The organism is Acinetobacter sp. CS-2 (assembly GCF_016599715.1).
Lineage (GTDB): Bacteria > Pseudomonadota > Gammaproteobacteria > Pseudomonadales > Moraxellaceae > Acinetobacter.
In genome coordinates this window covers 2,460,039-2,476,789 of record NZ_CP067019.1, presented here as the reverse complement: position 1 = coordinate 2,476,789, position 16,751 = coordinate 2,460,039, and the positions used below count along the sequence as shown (strand labels likewise).

Below are 16,751 nucleotides of genomic sequence, written 5' to 3'. Positions count from 1 at the left end.
TGTAAACATGACATTTTTTAGCATAGGGCAGCAGCATGAAAGATGAATTACATCAGGGTAAAATCAAAAAGTATGACCCTGAAAAAGGCTTTGGTTTTATTGGTTCGGCTGAAGGGGATATTTTCTTTCATATTTCAGATTTCCCTGCGGCAGAAGGCGAACCGAAACGTAATGAACGGGTAAAATTTGCGGCTGTTAAGAATGGTGACAAGTTTAAGGCCGTTCGTATAGAACGTGTTGCAGATCACTCAGCAAAAGCAAAAAAATCGAAAGTATCTGAACATAATAAATCGATTACATCCGCCTTGTTGTCGAATTTTCGAGGTTGAGGCTTCTGCTTTTGATTGCAGCATGATGATGTTCAGGGTTGCTTTTGACAATCATTGGAAAAGAGGCTTTTGGGCCTCTTTTTTATTATAATAATGAAAAATATAAATGAAAAAGAGTGTTTTATGTTTGTTCAGGGGAAAGTCAAAACTTATAACGCAGAGCGCGGTTTTGGATTTATTGCAGTAGAGGAAGGGGAAGTGAAAGATATTTTCTTTCACATTAAAGATGTGCCCAATAGCACTATCGAACCTAAAGTCGGAGAGAAGCTAAAATTTATTATTGTGGAAGATGACGGCAAGTTTAAAGCCGACCGTATTGTACGACTGGACCTACAGTCTGCCTCAGCGGAGAGTATAGCTACCAAACCAGCAGGTGCAAAAAAGAAAACTGCTTCACCACGTTATAATAAGGTTTCATATAAAGGCCGAATCTTGTCCGCTATTGCCTTGATCATTCTGGCACTGCTTGCTGTGATCGGTTATGGTCAATATCAGGATTATCGCACGGCAGAGCAGCTGAAAGCGCAACAGTTGATTATAGAGCAACAGCGCATTGTGTCAGAACAGCGAGAAGCACTGGGGGATTTACCGGAAGCAGTTTTGTCGGAGCAGGGGCAGCGTAATCTGGCAGGTGAAACTTACAATACCACTAAACCGCGCTCGGAAAAAATTAATGCCAGTATTGATCAGCAAAATGGGGTGAGATTAGCAACAGCACAATTTAAATGTGATGAACGGCAACATTGCAGTCAAATGAATTCAAGAGCAGAAGCTGTGTGGTATGTACAAAACTGTCCACATCATAAGATGGATGGTGATGGTGACGGTATACCGTGTGAAAATGATTCACGCTGGTAATAAAAAAAGCGCCTAAATGGAGCTTTTTTTAAATCGTTTTTTATTCTTCACAGAATTTCATAAAGGCTTTAAGGCCAGGTCCCTGATATTTCTGACGATGTACTAGCATGAATAAAGGACGGGTCAGTTGCCAGAAAGGGGTTTCTAAAATGACCAGCTGACCTTTTTCACGTAAAGGTTCAATGGCGAGTTTGGAAATACAAGACATCCCGATACCTCCCGCCACAATTTTTAAAATCGCTTCATTATGGCCTAAAGTGAGGCGGATATTGGCATCTGGCAGGTCTTTTAAAATGGCATTGTCAAACACCTCACGGGTCCCTGAACCTTCTTCACGTAAAATCCATTCGACATGGTCAAAATCTTTAGCGGTAATTGCGCGGTCCAGTTTTGCCAATGGATGCTCTGGTGAACAGCATACCGCCAGTTCATCATCGCGCCAGTGTATACACTGCAGCTGTGGCAAATGACAGGACCCTTCAATTAAGGCTAAATCCAGCTGGAACTGGTTGACTGCTTCAATCATCTGACGGGTGTTACCTACTTGCAACTGCAAATGTGCTTGCGGCTGAATTTGCAAAAAGTCTGCCATCAGGTCTGGCATCAGGTAATCGCTAATGGTTAAGGTTGCCCCCAGGCGCAGGTCAATACTTTGTAATTCACCTTTAGCCGCCTGTTCAAAAGCTTCGCAGCGACCTAAAATTTCTAGTGCTTGAGGAAGTAGAAAACGACCTAAATCATTGAGTTGCAGACGCTTACCAAGACGGTCGAATAGAGGTGCACCCAAGCCATCTTCCAAATCTGCTAAAGCCATACTTGCAGCACTTTGCGTGAGTTTGACAGCATCGCTGGCTTTGGTTACTGTGCCTTCTTGTGCAACTGCTACAAAAACAGCCAACTGGCGTAAGGTCATGCGCATGAATAGAGCCTTAACATTTAAAAAATATTAATAAATTATATGGTCATGCTACCATGAGCACAGTCTTTCATGCCACGTTGAAATCATGTCAATTGAAAAATTTAGCTTAGAAAAAGTTTTATCTGTACATCGCTGGACCAATACCTTATTCAGTTTTACCATGACACGACCTGCACATTTTAAATTTACTGCAGGGCAGTTTGCACGTATTGGCCTAAAAGTGGGCGATGAACTGGTGGTTCGGGCTTATTCCGTGGTGTCATCTCCCTTTGATGAAACCCTGGAGTTCTTTTCAATTGTGGTGCCAGATGGTGCATTTACATCTAACCTGCAACATTTACAGATCGGTGATGAGCTGTACCTGGAAAAAATTCCTTATGGTTTTTTAACCTTGGCGCGTTATCAGCTCCCATTACCGCATGACTTGTGGCTACTCGCGACTGGCACAGGTTTGGCACCGTTTATTTCCATGCTACAAGACTTTGAAACCTGGTCGAAATATCAAAAGATCAATCTGGTTTATAGTGTGCGTACGGAAGCCGAACTGGCTTATGTCGAGCGTATTCAGGAAATAGCTGAAACCTTTGGCGAAGGTCATACGGGCTTTAAATTTGTCCCGATTATTACCCGGAATCCCGATGCAACGTTGCATGACCGTTTACCGGTATTGATTGAAAATGGTGAACTGGAAAAAGCGGTAGGGCTACAATTCAATGTAGATACCAGTCATGTGATGCTTTGCGGTAACCCACAAATGGTGGAAGATACCAAAGAAGCATTAAAAGCACGTGGCTTGAAAATGAACCGCCGTGGTGAAGGTAATATTGCGGTCGAAAATTATTGGTAATCGCATTTAGAGTTCCTCCCTTTTTAAAGGGAGGTTAGGAGGGATTAAAAGGAATAATTTATCTCGTGAAAATTGAATCCCCCTAAATCCCCCTTTTTCTAAGGGGGACTTTCTTTAGGCATAAAAAAACCTCCGTACAGGAGGTTTTTGATTGAAGTAGTTTAGTGGACAAACATATCAATAAATTCGCGGATTTCCTGAATTGCAGTTTCCACATCGCTGGTCAGCCAGGTAGGTTCAAATATACCGGCATAATGTTCAAGTCGTTCTTGGGGAACCACCAGACGGATCGGACATTCTTCTTCTAGTAAGCGCCAAGGAATAATGGGTACTTCATTGTCTATGAACGGGGCAATATTGCGAATGTCGATCACCATGGCATTGATGCATTCAGGAAACGGCATCACAGAAAATTCTTCGGTACGACGGCGGAAATATTCCAGATCACCCCATTTAAGCACATAACTTGGTTTACTAAATTCAATAATTCCAATGAGATGTTCATCACGAGTGTAATGCAAACAACATTGATGAGTGACGTCAGTGTCCAAATCAAGCGTTACAGATTGCTGACGATACGCCATAAAGTTAAGCAGCATGAAAAACGGTGCATAATTATAGCTCATTTTAAGCCTTTCAGCACCTAAAGCATGTTTCATCATGAAAGCTTAGACAGGTTTAAAAATCGGTTAATTTTCTTATTTTAAAAACCGCAACTTAAACCCCTATCTTTTGCATGGTTAAATTTTGCTGGGGCTTAAAGTAAAATAATAGTGTCTTGCTCCAGATATAAAAATGGAATAAAAGTCCTCTTTACTGCGATAAAAGCAACAGCAGCAGTAATATTAAAAGAGCTATAGAAAAGAATGATAGCCTGACTGAAAATTGAATCGACACAATCTTCTTGCCTTAAAATATTTAAACAGCTGTTTTCTGAATTGCTGTTTTTTAAGTGAAAATTACAAGTCTTCACCATGTCACTATGCTTTTATACATAATTCATCAGGAAATATGGTTAATATAAATACATGGAATGAGATAAAAAAAGGGGAAAAAACATGACACATGATTTTAATAAACCGCCTCATGTTACGAGTGAAGAAGAAAGATCTCAGAAAAAACGTTTGCCAGTGTATATCCTCCTTCTTGTGGGTGTATTCTTCATTGCCGTACTGGTTTACATGTTTGCCTATACTAAACCGCAATCATCAAATGCTCCTCCAGGACATCCTGACCCTAGTGCCCAACCTGCCACACCAAATAATACCGCCACTACCGGTACTGCAACGGCAACAGATGAGGCAGTCGCTACAGATGCCGATACTGTAACAGAACCGGGTGAAAAAAGTGCAATAGGTGAGGCTGCCGATAATGGTGGGGACAGGCATTAGTAACAAAAATCAGTAGGGATTCAAATCATTCATTTAAAGCTCTAATTTGAAAGGATTAGGGCTTTTTTGCAATCTAATGTGCGCTTTTGTTGTATTTATGCTGGTTTGTATTGAATAAAAAATAATCGAATTCTAATGTGTTCTTAACTTCATCATTTTAGGGTGAACTGAGCCAACATAACCCAGTATTCATCTATAGAAATTCAATAAGTAATAACAAGAGGACATGACAATATGAATGAGTATTTTTCTGGAGGCCCTAGAGGGGGTGAATTTGATGCGATGTATTATTGGAATCAGTTTCATCCTATTCTCGCTGCCATCGCCATTTTAATCATAGGTTGGATTGTTGCCCTTATTATTGCGGCAGGAATTAAAAAAGTTTTACAAAAGCTTGGAACAAATCAAAGACTTTCGGGTGCGACAGGACATCGCGCCAATATTGAAAGCATTGTTTCGCGTATTGTCTTTTGGATCGTGATGATCATTGCCGTTATAGGTGCTTTTAATGTGCTGAATCTCACCAGCGTGAGTGGGCCATTTAGCAATATGATTCAGCAATTCCTGTTATTTATTCCTCAACTTTTGGCGGCTATTGCGGTCGGTTTTATTGGCTGGATTGTAGCAAATCTGGTCAAGATGGGGCTACAAAAACTGTTGGACAGAACTGAACTGGACGAAAAATTAAGTGCTGATGTGGGCATCAGTCCTATTAGCCAAAACATTAGCGAGATTGTGTATTGGCTGATTTTGTTATTGTTCCTGCCAATTGTACTGTCTATTTTAGGCTTAACCGGCTTGCTTGTTCCAGTACAGAACATGGTGAATGAAGTTGTTTCATTCTTGCCGAATATCTTTATTGCTGCTGTGATTGTATTTGTTGGTTATATTCTGGCAAAAATTGTATGCGGTATTGTTGAAGGTCTGGTGGGCAGTTTGAATCTCCAGCAACATGCCCAGAAAATCGGGATGTTTAAAAATTCTAATCTGTCACAGGTACTGGGCTCATTTGTCTTTGCGATTATTATCATTACCGCCCTAATTATTGCCTTCGAAGCTTTAGGCATTCAGGCAATTTCACAACCGGCCACAGCCATGTTGTACGAAATCATGAATGCCATTCCGCATATTATTGCAGCGGCTCTGATTCTTATTCTGGCTTATGTGGTATCGCGCTTTGTGGCTAAACTGGTGGTAGACATTGTCTCTGGAACGGGCGTGGATGAAATTCCTGCCAAAATGGATGCACAACGCTTTTTAGGCAAGACCAAAGTATCTTCAATTATTGGTTACCTGATTGTGTTCTTTACCATGTTGTTTGCGGTATCTGAAGCAGCGAACCGGCTTGGTTTTGAGCAGATCAGTGCACTGATTTCGATGTTTATCCAGTTCGGTGCCAATATCCTGCTCGGTGCAGTGATTCTGATGATTGGCTTCTGGCTTGCTAATCTGGTCGCCCAAGTGATTGGACGAGGTGAATATGTCAGTTCACGCTGGCTGGCAAATCTGGTTCGTATATTGATTATGGGACTGGTGATTGCTATGGGGTTGCGTGCAATGGGTATTGCCGATTCCATCGTCAATCTGGCCTTCGGTTTAACCTTGGGAGCCGTCGCTGTTGCCTTCGCATTGGCTTTTGGTTTAGGTGGGCGAGATCCAGCACAACGTGTCTTGACCGACTTGATTGATAAATGCAAAAAAGAGGCGAAGCAGCCTAATCCGCATCAGGAAAGTTCAAGATCAGGTTCTGGTGCGTCGGTAGATAAATCTTCTGAACTGGAAATGGACGGGGGAGCGGCACCATCTTCCGATTTGTCCAAACCGCTTACAGAGCCCGACTTTCCAGAGGCTGATCAAAAAAATGTTTTGACTCCTGATTTATCCAACCCAACTCCGGCCTCATTAACCACTGCACCACAAGAGGCACAAAAAATTGATTCAGATCAGAGTGTTCCAGATTCTGTCCGTGTTGATCCCAAGCACCCGCCAGTAAATAATCCTTTTGGATCCACAGGGGAAAAAGAGTCTGATGTCGATCTTAAGAGTGACAAAGGTCCAAATAATCCTAGCTCCAGTGATGATAAAAAATAATCGCTAGAAGCAGAAAAATCCGCTACAAATGCACAAACAAAGCTGGGCTTTGTTTGTGCACAACAGATGGGCATGCTTTTTGCTAGTCTATTATTAAGAAGCAGTCAGTAAAATGACCTGATTTTCTACTTTAAGCTTTAAATCCGTTAAAAAATGCGTTGTCATAATTCTGGATAAATGCTTCCCGCTAATTGGTAACAGGAGATCTAAATGACTAAAAAATCAGCCAATAAGTTTATTGCACCCATTGTCATTGCTGGCATTACCGTAGGATTCTTTATCAGTGCCTATAAGTTTGTCCTTACCAAAACCAAGCAGGCAGGTGAACAGATGCAGCAGGCAGAGTGAGCAGCTCAATCCATAAAAAAATGAGAAATAGTTAAAAAACAATCGTTTTTAAATTTTATTTATGCTATTTATAAATTAACTATTTCATAAAATTTAAATATTTAGATTCATATTAATGAAATATGTGCCGCTCATACTGGGATGTATGAATTTAATAATAAAAGGAGAAAAGTAATGTTATTAGTTAAAGTCATAAATAAATTGGCGACTCAAATAATACTGGGAAATAAACCTGCTGATGTAACTGAAACAATTGCAAAAATGGATCTTGCCATTGCACGTATACAGCAGAATAAACAGGTTTATTTATTACGCACGGATTATCTGGAATAAGATTATCTTCGTGTTAAACGTATTGTGATGCGGCATGGGCAGACGCCCATGCCCATTGAAAATTAAAACCACCTAAATGACCTGACACATCCAGAACTTCACCGACAAAGTACAAGCCTTTCTGTTTCTTGCTTTCCATGGTCTTTGATGATACTTCAGTAGTATCGACACCACCCAAAGTCACTTCCGCAGTCCGGTAGCCTTCAGTTCCAGACGGTTTCACTTCAAAATGCTGTAGATGTTTGGCAATCTGTTCCAGTTTATCGTCGCTCAAATTACCGATCGCTGTATCGGCAAGTTCTGCCCATATGAGATTTTGCAGTTCCAGCACCACACTTTTTGGCAAATGCTCATTCAACAGGGTACGTAGCAGCACTTTAGGCTGGCTGGATTTTTTAGCTTTAAAAAATTCTACCAAGTCGAGGTAAGGCAGAAAATTGATATTAAAGCTTTGACCGACATTCCAGTAGTTAGAAAGCTGTAAGGAACTTGGACCACTTAATCCACGATGGGTAAACAGCAAGGCTTCAGTAAAACTGTTTAAATTATTGGATAGGGTGGCATCGACCGCATTACCGCTTAAACGGGTGGTCACTTCTTTAAACTGGTCGGAAAAAGTAAAGGGTACCAAGCCTGCACGGGTCGGGTGTACATGATGGCCAAACTGTTTGGCAATCTCATAACCAATACCCGAGCCGCCAAGTGTAGGAACAGACAAACCACCTGTTGCCACAACCACAGATTCAGCCTGGAAATAACCTGAAGTAGTCGCGACTTGAAAACCTTGCTCATCCACAGCCGTCACTGCTTTGACTTCACAGCTGGTTTTAATGTCGACCAGGCCGGTTTTGTCACATTCAGCCAGCAGCATGGCCAAAATTTCTTTGGCGCCGTTTAAGGTAAATAACTGACCGTGTTTACGTTCTTCATATTCAATACCGTGTTCACATACCAGACCAATAAAGTCCCAGTTGGTATAGCGGCTTAAGGCCGAGATTACGAAGTGCGGGTTATGTGAAATGTAGTTTTCAGGCTCGACGTACAGATTGGTAAAATTACATTTACCGCCACCGGACATCAGGATTTTTTTACCCACCTTGTTGGCTTTTTCCAGTACTAAAACTTTACGACCACGCTGGGCTGCCATGTATGCCAACATCAGACCGGATGCACCTGCACCTAAAACAATGACATCATACTGATTTGTAGACATGAGCAACCCGCGGGAGATAAAAACAGGGCATTATAGACAATTTTGCGCTCAATTTCAGGATAGATCTGCATCTGGATGCCGACCTTGCAGACCGCCTGTATGAATGACCAGAATGCGGCTGCCTGCCGGAAAATGGTTTTGGGCAACTAAATCCATCAGTCCATACATCATCTTCGCAGTATAAACCTGCTCTAAAGGAATGTGGTGTTCGGCTTCAAAGCACTGCATAAACTGTAATAGCTCAGGACTGGTTTTGGCATAACCGCCACAGCAATAGGCATCGGTGATTTTCCAGTTTTTCTTTGTCGTCCATTGTTTGACATCCGACTTTAAAAAATCGCCTTTTAAGGCTGAAAAACCCAGCACGGTTTGATGAGCAGCACTGGCTTCAATTAATCCTGTAATTGTTCCGCCTGTTCCAACGGCACAGCAGATCACATCATAATTGTGTTGGTCTCCGGCTGTTAAAATTTCCTTGCAGCCCTGAATGGAAAGAGAATTGGTTCCACCTTCGGGAATGATGTAATGCTCTGGATAGCTTTGTTGTAATTGTTCGAGAAATTCAGAACTGGTTTTTTCACGATATTGTTGGCGGGAGACAAAATGCAGTTGCATACCAGATTGTTGCGCTGTGGCAAGGGTAGGATTGAGTGCTTTATCTTTGAGTTCTTCACCGCGAATAATGCCTACACTGGCAAAGCCAAACAAATGTGCTGCATAAGCGGTGGCAGCAATATGATTGGAGTAGGCACCGCCAAAAGTTAGGACTTTTTTAAAGCCTTGCTGCTCTGCTTCCAGAAAATTGTATTTCAGTTTAAAAAACTTGTTGCCCGAAATTTGAGGATGAATCTGATCCAAACACTTCACAGTCACTGTAACGGGGGCATTCAGCTGAATGTGCTGATAAGTGACTGACTGGGCAATATGGTCAAACATTTCATTATGGTCCATAAATATGAGACTGTATTGTACGTAAAATAGGATGATCTATGGCACGCTGTTTTCATCAGGATCATCAAAGTGATATTTTAATATAAGGAGTGACCTGACAATAGTTATTGAAGATTTTTGTTCTTGCTCATATTTATAGAGATCTTATTTGTAAATATATCTTAAATGATTGAATTAAAATGATAAAAATAATGATTGAAAAATACTCATTAGTGTTAATCTAAAAGATATAACAATGATGAAAAAGAGGATATGTGATGAAGACGCTATCCGTGGGTTTATTTGTTTGCGTGCTGCTATTGCTGACAGCATGTGATGCGAAAGATGATTATAACAAGCCAAAAACCGAAGTTCGTAGCATGATTATTGGCGGTGTGCCGGTGCATGATCAAGATTATAGGCTTGCGCCGCTTGGCGCACGTGAAATACAGCCAATAGCTCAAGAGTAAACTGAGCTGAAACCGATATTTAATCTCGCGCTAAATCAAGCTTGACCTGCCAATTGGCAGGTCTGAATTTATATGTATCTAAAAAATTATTACTGAAATGCTGGGCGGATTTTTTTTCTATTTGAGTACTGTCATAAAAATATATGTATGCAGCCAATTTCATTGTAACTGTAACGATCTTTTACCATATAAACCTTTATTTTATATTCTCCCATATCTCTCGCTACGCAGTAGCCATACTTCTGTTCATTTTATCTAATAAATGAGGGATTTGATTGCCTCCTTAGGGATTTATTAGGTGATTTATTTAATTCTTGGTGAATGATGCGGTGAAATTCTGAAAAAGAGGTGAAATTCAGGGAGATATTCAGCCTTTTAAATTGTAAAATTGCCGCGGAATTAATTTCAGTAGGTGGACTTGTGGAATCATTTTGGATTTTGGGCTCAATTGCATTTGCTTTAATGTTAGGTGCAATGAGTCCTGGACCGACTTCGATTTATGTCGCTAAAAATTCAATTGGGATTTCACGCAAGCATGGTTTGTTTACCGCTTTAGGTACAGGCACAGGCGCTGCTATTTTTGGCTTGTTGGCCGTACTTGGATTACAGGCATTTCTATTGGCGGTGCCATCTGCCTATCTGGCTTTAAAAATCTGCGGTGGCGTATATCTACTCTGGCTGGCGTTTAAAATTATTAAACATGCTAAAGAACCGATTGAATCTGCCCCTAATTCACACACTCAGATGTCATTGCGCCGTGCCTTCACCACGGGCTTAATTACCCAGCTTTCCAATCCAAAAATTGCGATTGTGCTGGCCAGTATTTTTACCGCACTTTTACCCAAAGAAATTCCGACCTATTATTATTTTGTGTTGCCGCTACTGTGTTTCTTTATTGATGCAGCCTGGTGCTCACTGGTTGCAGTGGCCTTGTCGGCGGAAAAGCCACGTCGTGTCTATTTGAAATTTAAAGCCGCTTTTGACCGTGCTGCTGGTGGCATTATGACGCTGTTGGGATTGAAGTTAATCTTTGGGATGAAATAAATCACGGCATGGGTAAATCAATTTTGAATGGTTTACTCATTTGTTATTTTATAAAAAGAGTGATTTATGCAAGACATAGATCTATTCCCAGACTGAACGTTAGGATTAAAATAGAATGTAGAAAATAAAAGACCGACGATTCGAGTGATGATGAAATCGTCGGTCAAAAAATCTGTTGCAAGTTTTAGCTTGGGCTGCTGTTCCTCACTAAAACCTGAAACCAAGTTTATTGCTTTAGAAAAGTTCACCGAAAATATTGTGGATGCCGGTACAAATTAACGGTTCATGAACTTCATACCTTATATAACGCAGAGCTTTACAGATTGGTTGACAATAAAATGAAAAAAAACTCATTTTTTTTTATACTGATCATCTAAAAGTTGCTTATGCAGGCTCATTGTGTCATTAACCCGATATTTTTTATGGTTTTTTCTCTTCTGTTTTATTTTTACCTGTATCTGTGGTGTATTGGCTGCTTTACTGCCAACCGGCATGGGTGGCATTTTGACCATCGTGCCTTATTTAACAGCCATGATTTTAGTGCTGTATAAGTTTTTAAAACAACAACGACGAGCACCAACTGCTCAAGAACAAAAAAAAATTACTTTGGGATTTAGCCTGATTTTCTGGGGCTATAACCTGGCCTTTTTATTACTCGGCATTGTCCTTTTTGCCAAGAATGATCCCGAAGTTTGGCAGAATTTTCTTTTATATCTCAAAAATCCGCAATTTATGAGTATGGTGCTGATCATGGTTTTGCTGATTGCCATTCCACTTTATCTTTTGACCTATTGGTTTTATGGTAAACAGGCGCAGCGCATGGCGCAAAAAATGTTTGGCTAAACGACCCTGATGTAGGCTTGAGTTTTATACCATCTTGATCTATAGATAAGAAAAACATGAGTACGTCTAAAATGCAAAAAGCATGTGTCTTGATTACCGGCGGCAGTGGTTTTATCGGCTCGCATCTGTTGCCTTATTTGCTGGCTCGTGATTATGCCGTGGTGGGGCTGACCCGCCAGAAAAATAAACGCTCAAATCATCCCGATCTGACCTGGATTCAGCATTTAGATGAGCTGAAAACCGACCGCATTGATTATGTCATCAACCTGGCTGGTGAAAGTATTGGACAGGGACGCTGGACAGCGAAAAGAAAACAACAACTGATGAAGAGCCGGGTAGAAACCACGCAGCAGCTCTATCGATACCTGGGAAAAAGACAGATTTTTCCAAAGCGGATTATTTCCGGTTCTGCAGTCGGATACTATGGTATAGATCCGACTGAACAATGGTTAGAAACATATACAGAACAGTCTGCACCACAGTCTATTTTTATGTCGGAATTGTGCCAGTTATGGGAGCAGGCAGCCCTCAGTTTTACGCAGCAAAAAACCAAGATTATTCGTCTTGGCATTGTATTTGGGAAAAATGGCGGAATTTTGCCGCGTATGTTATTCCCCATTAAACTGAATTTGGTGGGACGGATTGGACACGGGCGGCAACCCGTAGTTTGGGTGCATGTGCAAGATGTGCTGCGTGCCATCGAATTTTTAATGCTCAATGAAACTGAAGCACAAATATTTAATCTTGTGTCACCTGAAAAAGTCTTGCAAGTGCAGTTTGTCAAAACAGCGGCACAAGTTTTAAAACGTAAACCTGTGTTCTTTTTACCGGCTTTCGTTTTGCGATGGATGCTGGGTGAGCAGTCACAACTGGTATTAAATGGTCAATATGTCGCGTCCATAGCCCTGCAAGAGGCCGGTTTTGAGTTTAAATATCCGACCTTGAACAGCGCTTTAGAAGAGATATTAGTGAACTATTAACTCTGCTTCAGATTTGAGACGAGCAGGGCTATAAGCTGCTGGGTTTACGAGAGGAGTTTGGCCCAGCATCAGCTGTCTGAGCAATTGTGCAGAGGCAGGCCCCATACATAAGCCGTTACGGAAATGTCCAAAGTTGGCCCACAAATTCTTCATCTCGGGTATTTTCCCGATGTAAGGAATACCCGTTGGGGAGCCGGGTCTTAAACCAGCCCACTGTTTTTCGATAGGGAACGCTGCCAGTTCGGGCACCATCTCGAAACAGGCTTCTAAAATTTTCTGTTTGGTTGCTACTGTTGGGGTGGTGTCAAAACCGCAATCCGCCATGCTGGAACCACAGACCACATGACCGTCTAGACGTGGAATTAAATACATCACATCATTCATGCACATGGTTGGCAACCAGTTTGCCGGGGTTTTAAACAGCACCATCTGTCCCTGAACCGGACGAACTGGAATCTCAAGATCCAGTTGTTCAGACCAGCACTGCGACCATGCGCCGGTGGTGATAACAAACTGATCTGCATCATAAGTTTTGCCATTTTTAGCAGCTATGGACTGCACTTGGCCATTGGCGATATTGAACTGCTCAATCGGGCAGTGCTCAATAAATTCGACTTGTGGATGCTGCTTTAAATAGGCAACCATGGATTGCAGTAAGCGCGGGTTTCTGACATTGGCAATCTGGGGGAAATAAATGGCGTGTTGAAATTTGGCGTCAATAAAAGGATTTAGCTGTTCAATCTGTTCCTGTTGTAAATATTCACATTGCTGCATTGGTTCCTGAAACTGCTCGGCATAATTCAGACCGCTTTCAAAATCAGCTTCATCAAAAATCAGCATACCGCTTTCATGAATTTCAAAATCAATGCCTGAAACAAGCTTTAACTTTTTATTCCAGTCTAAATACAATGATTTGCCATATTGCGCCAGCTGATTTACGGCTTGCGGATAGCGCCACGGATACATCGGGGAGAGAATCCCTCCACCCGCCCAAGAGGCAGCTTTTCCTGCCTGCTGCTGATCGAAAATCATCACGGAACATCCCTGTTCCACCAGCTCTAGAGCAGACAGCAGACCGCTAATGCCTGCTCCAATAATGGCAATTTTCATCGCTTAGACCACAAATCCTTATTTCATGTCTTTCAGTTTAAGAGCCGCTTCTTCGGCAAAGTAGGTCCAGATGCCATCAGCACCGGCACGGCGGCAACTCATCAGTGATTCAATAATCACACTGTCGGATAGCCAGCCATTTTGAATGGCACCCGCCAGCATGGCGTATTCACCGCTGACCTGATAAACGAAAGTCGGCACGCCAAAGGTATCTTTCACTTCACGGACGATATCCAGATAAGGCATGCCCGGTTTGACAATCACCATGTCTGCACCTTCCTGAATATCCAGGGCAATTTCATGCAGGGCTTCGGCACGGTTGCCGATGTCCATCTGGTAATTGTACTTGTTGCCACCTTTCAGGTTCGTCGATGAACCGACTGCATCACGGAATGGACCGTAAAAACTGGAAGCATATTTTGCTGAATAAGCCATGATATTGGTATAGATATGACCGTTGGCTTCCAGCGCATTACGAATAGCACCAATCCGACCATCCATCATGTCACTCGGCGCAACCACATCTGCACCAGCTTCGGCATGACTGAGTGCCTGCTTGATCAGGCATTCAACGGTTTCATCATTCAGTACATAGCCTGTGTCATCAATGATGCCGTCCTGACCATGCGTAGTATACGGGTCTAAAGCGCCATCCGTGATCAGCACCATTTCTGGCAATTCTTTTTTTAGCAGGCGAACGGTATTTTGGACCAGACCGTCCTCACGCCATGCAGCTTCGGCGGACAGACTTTTGTCTTCTTGTGGAGTAACAGGAAAGAGCGCTAATTTAGAAACGCCCAATTCCAGTAGACGTTCGGATTTTTTTAACAGTAGATCGGCAGACAGACGCTGTACATTCGGCATACTTGGAATGTCTTGGGTTTGGTTCTGCCCCGGAAGGACGAATACTGGGTAAATGAGATGATCGGTCGTCAGCTGGGTTTCGCGTACCATGGCACGTAATTGGTCATTTTTACGGATGCGGCGCATGCGGGTAGCGGGAAATGCTGGACGATTGAACGTATAGGTCATAACAATCTCAATGATCAGTATTAAACTTTGGCTATTGTAGCCCTAGAATATGTTTTTGGGTGATGTTTAACAGATTTTTATTCAATCAGGAAATTCGAGCGAATGGTAAACGAAACAGAAAAAAGTTGGACCGGTCATATACATTTCGGCTCGAAAGTTGATATTGATGTATTGCTGAACCAGTTATGCAAGGCTTTTAATAAATCTCCTTTTTTTCAGCACAATGGCATGAACATGCGGGTGGTAGATGGGCAGATTGAAGCCCATATCGACATGCAGCCGTATATGATTGGCAATGTGGCATTTCAGATTTTGCATGGCGGTGTTGCGGCGACCATTTTAGACAGTATTGGCGGGATTGTGGCCATGGGGGAGCTGTACAAGAAAGCCACTCCTGATGATTTGCCCGAGACGATTAAGAAGGTATCCCGTTTGGCAACAGTTGATATGCGGGTCGATTATCTTGCACCGGGTCGCGGCAATTCTTTTACTGCACGTGCCGAGACTTTGCGTTTAGGTCGGAAAGGTTGCACCATGCGCATGACCTTAGTCAATGATGAAGGCAAAGCGATTGCAACCGCCATCGCTTCTTATGCTTATTAAACTTGTTTGAAGCCAGCTAAGCAGAAGTCAGGTCAATATGTGGCATTGAATGAAAATCTGGTACCGAATTTGTTTTGGAAACTGGTGAGTTACATTTTTATTCTCAAAATATGATTTTTTACTCTTAAAATGCATCAAAAATTTTTACAAGAATAACGTCCCATCAAGATGAGCTTACTACGATCTAGATGCCTATTGTCAAGGTGGCAGATCAGGGCTGCTTGCTGATGGGGGCTGTTGGATTTAGGAAACATGCATGACAGATGTTCAAATTACGCCGCCAGATGCTCAACAGTCTGAACAGGTGACTGACCAGCAACTCAAGGCAAAACGAAAAAAGGCTTTGGGATTTGTGGCACTGATTTTAATCCTTGCTGTGATTTTATATGCCATCTGGACATTATTTTTCAATCATTCTGTCGATACCGATAATGCCTATGTAGGTGCAGAAACGGCCTCAATCACTTCTATGGTGACTGGACAGGTTGAACAGGTATTGGTCAGTGATACTCAAACGGTCAAAAAAGGTCAGTTGCTGGTTCGTGTTGATCAGCGCGATGCAGAAATTGCTCTTGCTGCAGCCAAAGCAGAACTGGTCAAGGCACAGCGTCAATATAAACAGACGCAAGCCAATAGCAGCTCACTGAATTCACAAATTTTTGTCAGTGATGATGCCATTCATAGTGCTGAAGCCAAAGTGGCCGAGGCCAAAGCTGAAATGGATAAGGCACAAGATGACTTAAGCCGTCGTGAAAAACTCAGTGCCTCTGGCGCCATTTCTAAAGAAGAACTCAGTACGGCACAAAGCGCACTGAATACCGCCAAAGCGGTTTATGAATCGGCTCAAGCCGGTTTGGCACAAGCTAAATCCAGCCAAAAAGCGGCACAAAGCAATTTGGCGGCCAATGAAGCACTGATTCGCGGCGCCAATGAAAATAGCACGCCTGATGTTTTGGTGGCACAGGCCAAATTAAAGCAGGCTGTGTTAGATGTGGAGCGTACTGAAATCAAGGCACCATTTGATGGCGTCGTGACACGCCGTAATATTCAGGTTGGTCAGCGTGTGGCACCGGGTACTGTCTTGATGATGGTGGTGCCGACCTCACAACTGTATGTCGATGCCAATTTTAAAGAAAGTCAGCTGGAAAAAGTCCGTCCCGGTCAAAAAGCAGTCTTAACCTCTGACCTGTACGGAGATTCAGTCGAGTATCACGGCACAGTACAAGGCTTCTCTGGCGGAACCGGTTCCGCCTTTGCATTGATTCCGGCACAAAATGCGACAGGTAACTGGATTAAGGTGGTTCAGCGCTTGCCGGTTCGCATCAAGCTTGATCCCAAAGAACTGGCTGAACATCCGTTACGGGTGGGGCTGTCTATGGAAGCGAAGATCGATTTGTCTTCGAAGTAGTC

Annotated in this window: 20 protein-coding genes; 14 read left to right on the top strand and 6 right to left on the bottom strand. The window is 42.5% G+C overall.

What is annotated here, in order from left to right:
- Positions 1–35 precede the first annotated feature (35 nt).
- On the top strand, positions 36–329 hold the full coding sequence (locus tag JFY49_RS12160; RefSeq protein WP_180042475.1) for a cold shock domain-containing protein: 294 nt from the start codon (positions 36–38) through the stop codon (positions 327–329).
- Between the two features lie 123 nt (positions 330–452).
- Positions 453–1,187: a cold shock domain-containing protein gene (locus JFY49_RS12155; protein ID WP_180042474.1), complete on the top strand. Its 735-nt coding sequence runs from the start codon at positions 453–455 to the stop codon at positions 1,185–1,187.
- Positions 1,188–1,227: 40 nt separating this feature from the next.
- Here the strand turns inward: JFY49_RS12155 and gigC are convergent, their stop codons facing one another.
- Positions 1,228–2,106 (bottom strand): LysR family transcriptional regulator GigC, encoded by an 879-nt coding sequence (gigC, locus tag JFY49_RS12150; RefSeq protein WP_166167753.1) that lies wholly within the window; start codon positions 2,104–2,106, stop codon positions 1,228–1,230.
- 85 nt (positions 2,107–2,191) lie between these two features.
- On the opposite strand from gigC, the gene JFY49_RS12145 reads away from it, so the two are divergent.
- A complete protein-coding gene (locus JFY49_RS12145) occupies positions 2,192–2,953 on the top strand; it encodes a ferredoxin--NADP reductase (RefSeq protein WP_166167750.1) in 762 nt (253 codons plus the stop codon).
- Positions 2,954–3,114: 161 nt separating this feature from the next.
- Here the strand turns inward: JFY49_RS12145 and JFY49_RS12140 are convergent, their stop codons facing one another.
- The gene (locus tag JFY49_RS12140; RefSeq protein ID WP_086196104.1) at positions 3,115–3,537 is read right to left on the bottom strand and encodes a hypothetical protein; all 423 of its coding nucleotides are present in this window, start codon (positions 3,535–3,537) and stop codon (positions 3,115–3,117) included.
- A gap of 474 nt (positions 3,538–4,011) precedes the next feature.
- Between JFY49_RS12140 and JFY49_RS12135 the strand changes: the two genes are divergently transcribed.
- The 4 genes from JFY49_RS12135 (at position 4,012) to JFY49_RS12120 (ending at position 7,116) form a co-directional block, all read left to right on the top strand.
- On the top strand, positions 4,012–4,344 hold the full coding sequence (locus JFY49_RS12135) for a hypothetical protein (protein ID WP_180042473.1): 333 nt from the start codon (positions 4,012–4,014) through the stop codon (positions 4,342–4,344).
- A gap of 234 nt (positions 4,345–4,578) precedes the next feature.
- Positions 4,579–6,435, top strand: a complete 1,857-nt coding sequence (locus JFY49_RS12130; RefSeq protein ID WP_200223092.1) for a mechanosensitive ion channel — start codon at positions 4,579–4,581, stop codon at positions 6,433–6,435.
- A gap of 210 nt (positions 6,436–6,645) precedes the next feature.
- Complete coding sequence (locus JFY49_RS12125) at positions 6,646–6,783, top strand: hypothetical protein (protein ID WP_180042471.1); 138 nt, start codon at positions 6,646–6,648, stop codon at positions 6,781–6,783.
- Between the two features lie 174 nt (positions 6,784–6,957).
- Positions 6,958–7,116 carry a hypothetical protein gene (locus JFY49_RS12120; RefSeq protein WP_180042470.1) on the top strand — a complete coding sequence of 53 codons (159 nt, stop codon included), beginning with the start codon at positions 6,958–6,960 and terminating at the stop codon, positions 7,114–7,116.
- Positions 7,117–7,129: 13 nt separating this feature from the next.
- Here JFY49_RS12120 and JFY49_RS12115 read toward each other — a convergent pair whose 3' ends face one another.
- Both JFY49_RS12115 and JFY49_RS12110 read right to left on the bottom strand, forming a co-directional pair.
- A complete protein-coding gene (locus JFY49_RS12115; RefSeq protein WP_180042469.1) occupies positions 7,130–8,329 on the bottom strand; it encodes an NAD(P)/FAD-dependent oxidoreductase in 1,200 nt (399 codons plus the stop codon).
- Positions 8,330–8,383: 54 nt separating this feature from the next.
- The gene (locus tag JFY49_RS12110; protein ID WP_180042468.1) at positions 8,384–9,265 is read right to left on the bottom strand and encodes a 1-aminocyclopropane-1-carboxylate deaminase/D-cysteine desulfhydrase; all 882 of its coding nucleotides are present in this window, start codon (positions 9,263–9,265) and stop codon (positions 8,384–8,386) included.
- Between the two features lie 272 nt (positions 9,266–9,537).
- Here JFY49_RS12110 and JFY49_RS12105 point away from each other — a divergent pair, with 272 nt between their 5' ends.
- The 5 genes from JFY49_RS12105 (at position 9,538) to JFY49_RS12090 (ending at position 12,596) form a co-directional block, all read left to right on the top strand.
- Positions 9,538–9,729, top strand: a complete 192-nt coding sequence (locus JFY49_RS12105) for an NF038215 family lipoprotein (protein WP_180042467.1) — start codon at positions 9,538–9,540, stop codon at positions 9,727–9,729.
- Between the two features lie 420 nt (positions 9,730–10,149).
- Positions 10,150–10,773 (top strand): LysE family translocator, encoded by a 624-nt coding sequence (locus JFY49_RS12100; RefSeq protein ID WP_200223091.1) that lies wholly within the window; start codon positions 10,150–10,152, stop codon positions 10,771–10,773.
- Between the two features lie 150 nt (positions 10,774–10,923).
- Complete coding sequence (locus JFY49_RS17665; protein WP_265092669.1) at positions 10,924–11,052, top strand: hypothetical protein; 129 nt, start codon at positions 10,924–10,926, stop codon at positions 11,050–11,052.
- A 117-nt stretch (positions 11,053–11,169) separates the two neighbouring features.
- A complete protein-coding gene (locus JFY49_RS12095) occupies positions 11,170–11,616 on the top strand; it encodes an ABZJ_00895 family protein (RefSeq protein WP_200224870.1) in 447 nt (148 codons plus the stop codon).
- Between the two features lie 71 nt (positions 11,617–11,687).
- Complete coding sequence (locus tag JFY49_RS12090) at positions 11,688–12,596, top strand: TIGR01777 family oxidoreductase (protein WP_200224869.1); 909 nt, start codon at positions 11,688–11,690, stop codon at positions 12,594–12,596.
- Here JFY49_RS12090 and thiO read toward each other — a convergent pair.
- Positions 12,582–13,706: a glycine oxidase ThiO gene (gene thiO / locus JFY49_RS12085; protein WP_200223090.1), complete on the bottom strand. Its 1,125-nt coding sequence runs from the start codon at positions 13,704–13,706 to the stop codon at positions 12,582–12,584. The genes JFY49_RS12090 and thiO overlap by 15 nt on opposite strands.
- 18 nt (positions 13,707–13,724) lie before the next feature.
- The gene (gene hemB / locus JFY49_RS12080; protein WP_166167738.1) at positions 13,725–14,738 is read right to left on the bottom strand and encodes a porphobilinogen synthase; all 1,014 of its coding nucleotides are present in this window, start codon (positions 14,736–14,738) and stop codon (positions 13,725–13,727) included.
- Between the two features lie 102 nt (positions 14,739–14,840).
- Between hemB and JFY49_RS12075 the strand changes: the two genes are divergently transcribed.
- Complete coding sequence (locus JFY49_RS12075; RefSeq protein WP_166167735.1) at positions 14,841–15,341, top strand: thioesterase family protein; 501 nt, start codon at positions 14,841–14,843, stop codon at positions 15,339–15,341.
- 256 nt (positions 15,342–15,597) lie between these two features.
- Positions 15,598–16,749, top strand: coding sequence for an HlyD family efflux transporter periplasmic adaptor subunit (locus tag JFY49_RS12070; RefSeq protein WP_200223088.1), 1,152 nt, complete (start codon positions 15,598–15,600; stop codon positions 16,747–16,749).
- The last annotated feature ends 2 nt before the right edge of the window (positions 16,750–16,751 follow it).

What these genes read in the sequence shown, in the direction of transcription:
- JFY49_RS12140 (WP_086196104.1), bottom strand. Translation starts at nt 3,537, where the DNA reads ATGGCGTATCGTCAGCAATCTGTAACGCTTGATTTGGACACTGACGTC.
- JFY49_RS12130 (WP_200223092.1), top strand. Translation starts at nt 4,579, where the DNA reads ATGAATGAGTATTTTTCTGGAGGCCCTAGAGGGGGTGAATTTGATGCG.
- JFY49_RS12125 (WP_180042471.1), top strand. Translation starts at nt 6,646, where the DNA reads ATGACTAAAAAATCAGCCAATAAGTTTATTGCACCCATTGTCATTGCT.
- JFY49_RS12110 (WP_180042468.1), bottom strand. Translation starts at nt 9,265, where the DNA reads ATGTTTGACCATATTGCCCAGTCAGTCACTTATCAGCACATTCAGCTG.
- JFY49_RS12105 (WP_180042467.1), top strand. Translation starts at nt 9,538, where the DNA reads ATGAAGACGCTATCCGTGGGTTTATTTGTTTGCGTGCTGCTATTGCTG.
- JFY49_RS12155 (WP_180042474.1), top strand. Translation starts at nt 453, where the DNA reads ATGTTTGTTCAGGGGAAAGTCAAAACTTATAACGCAGAGCGCGGTTTT.
- hemB (WP_166167738.1), bottom strand. Translation starts at nt 14,738, where the DNA reads ATGACCTATACGTTCAATCGTCCAGCATTTCCCGCTACCCGCATGCGC.
- JFY49_RS12075 (WP_166167735.1), top strand. Translation starts at nt 14,841, where the DNA reads ATGGTAAACGAAACAGAAAAAAGTTGGACCGGTCATATACATTTCGGC.
- gigC (WP_166167753.1), bottom strand. Translation starts at nt 2,106, where the DNA reads ATGCGCATGACCTTACGCCAGTTGGCTGTTTTTGTAGCAGTTGCACAA.
- JFY49_RS12135 (WP_180042473.1), top strand. Translation starts at nt 4,012, where the DNA reads ATGACACATGATTTTAATAAACCGCCTCATGTTACGAGTGAAGAAGAA.
- JFY49_RS12115 (WP_180042469.1), bottom strand. Translation starts at nt 8,329, where the DNA reads ATGTCTACAAATCAGTATGATGTCATTGTTTTAGGTGCAGGTGCATCC.
- JFY49_RS12160 (WP_180042475.1), top strand. Translation starts at nt 36, where the DNA reads ATGAAAGATGAATTACATCAGGGTAAAATCAAAAAGTATGACCCTGAA.
- JFY49_RS12090 (WP_200224869.1), top strand. Translation starts at nt 11,688, where the DNA reads ATGCAAAAAGCATGTGTCTTGATTACCGGCGGCAGTGGTTTTATCGGC.
- JFY49_RS17665 (WP_265092669.1), top strand. Translation starts at nt 10,924, where the DNA reads ATGAAATCGTCGGTCAAAAAATCTGTTGCAAGTTTTAGCTTGGGCTGC.
- thiO (WP_200223090.1), bottom strand. Translation starts at nt 13,706, where the DNA reads ATGAAAATTGCCATTATTGGAGCAGGCATTAGCGGTCTGCTGTCTGCT.
- JFY49_RS12120 (WP_180042470.1), top strand. Translation starts at nt 6,958, where the DNA reads ATGTTATTAGTTAAAGTCATAAATAAATTGGCGACTCAAATAATACTG.
- JFY49_RS12070 (WP_200223088.1), top strand. Translation starts at nt 15,598, where the DNA reads ATGACAGATGTTCAAATTACGCCGCCAGATGCTCAACAGTCTGAACAG.
- JFY49_RS12145 (WP_166167750.1), top strand. Translation starts at nt 2,192, where the DNA reads ATGTCAATTGAAAAATTTAGCTTAGAAAAAGTTTTATCTGTACATCGC.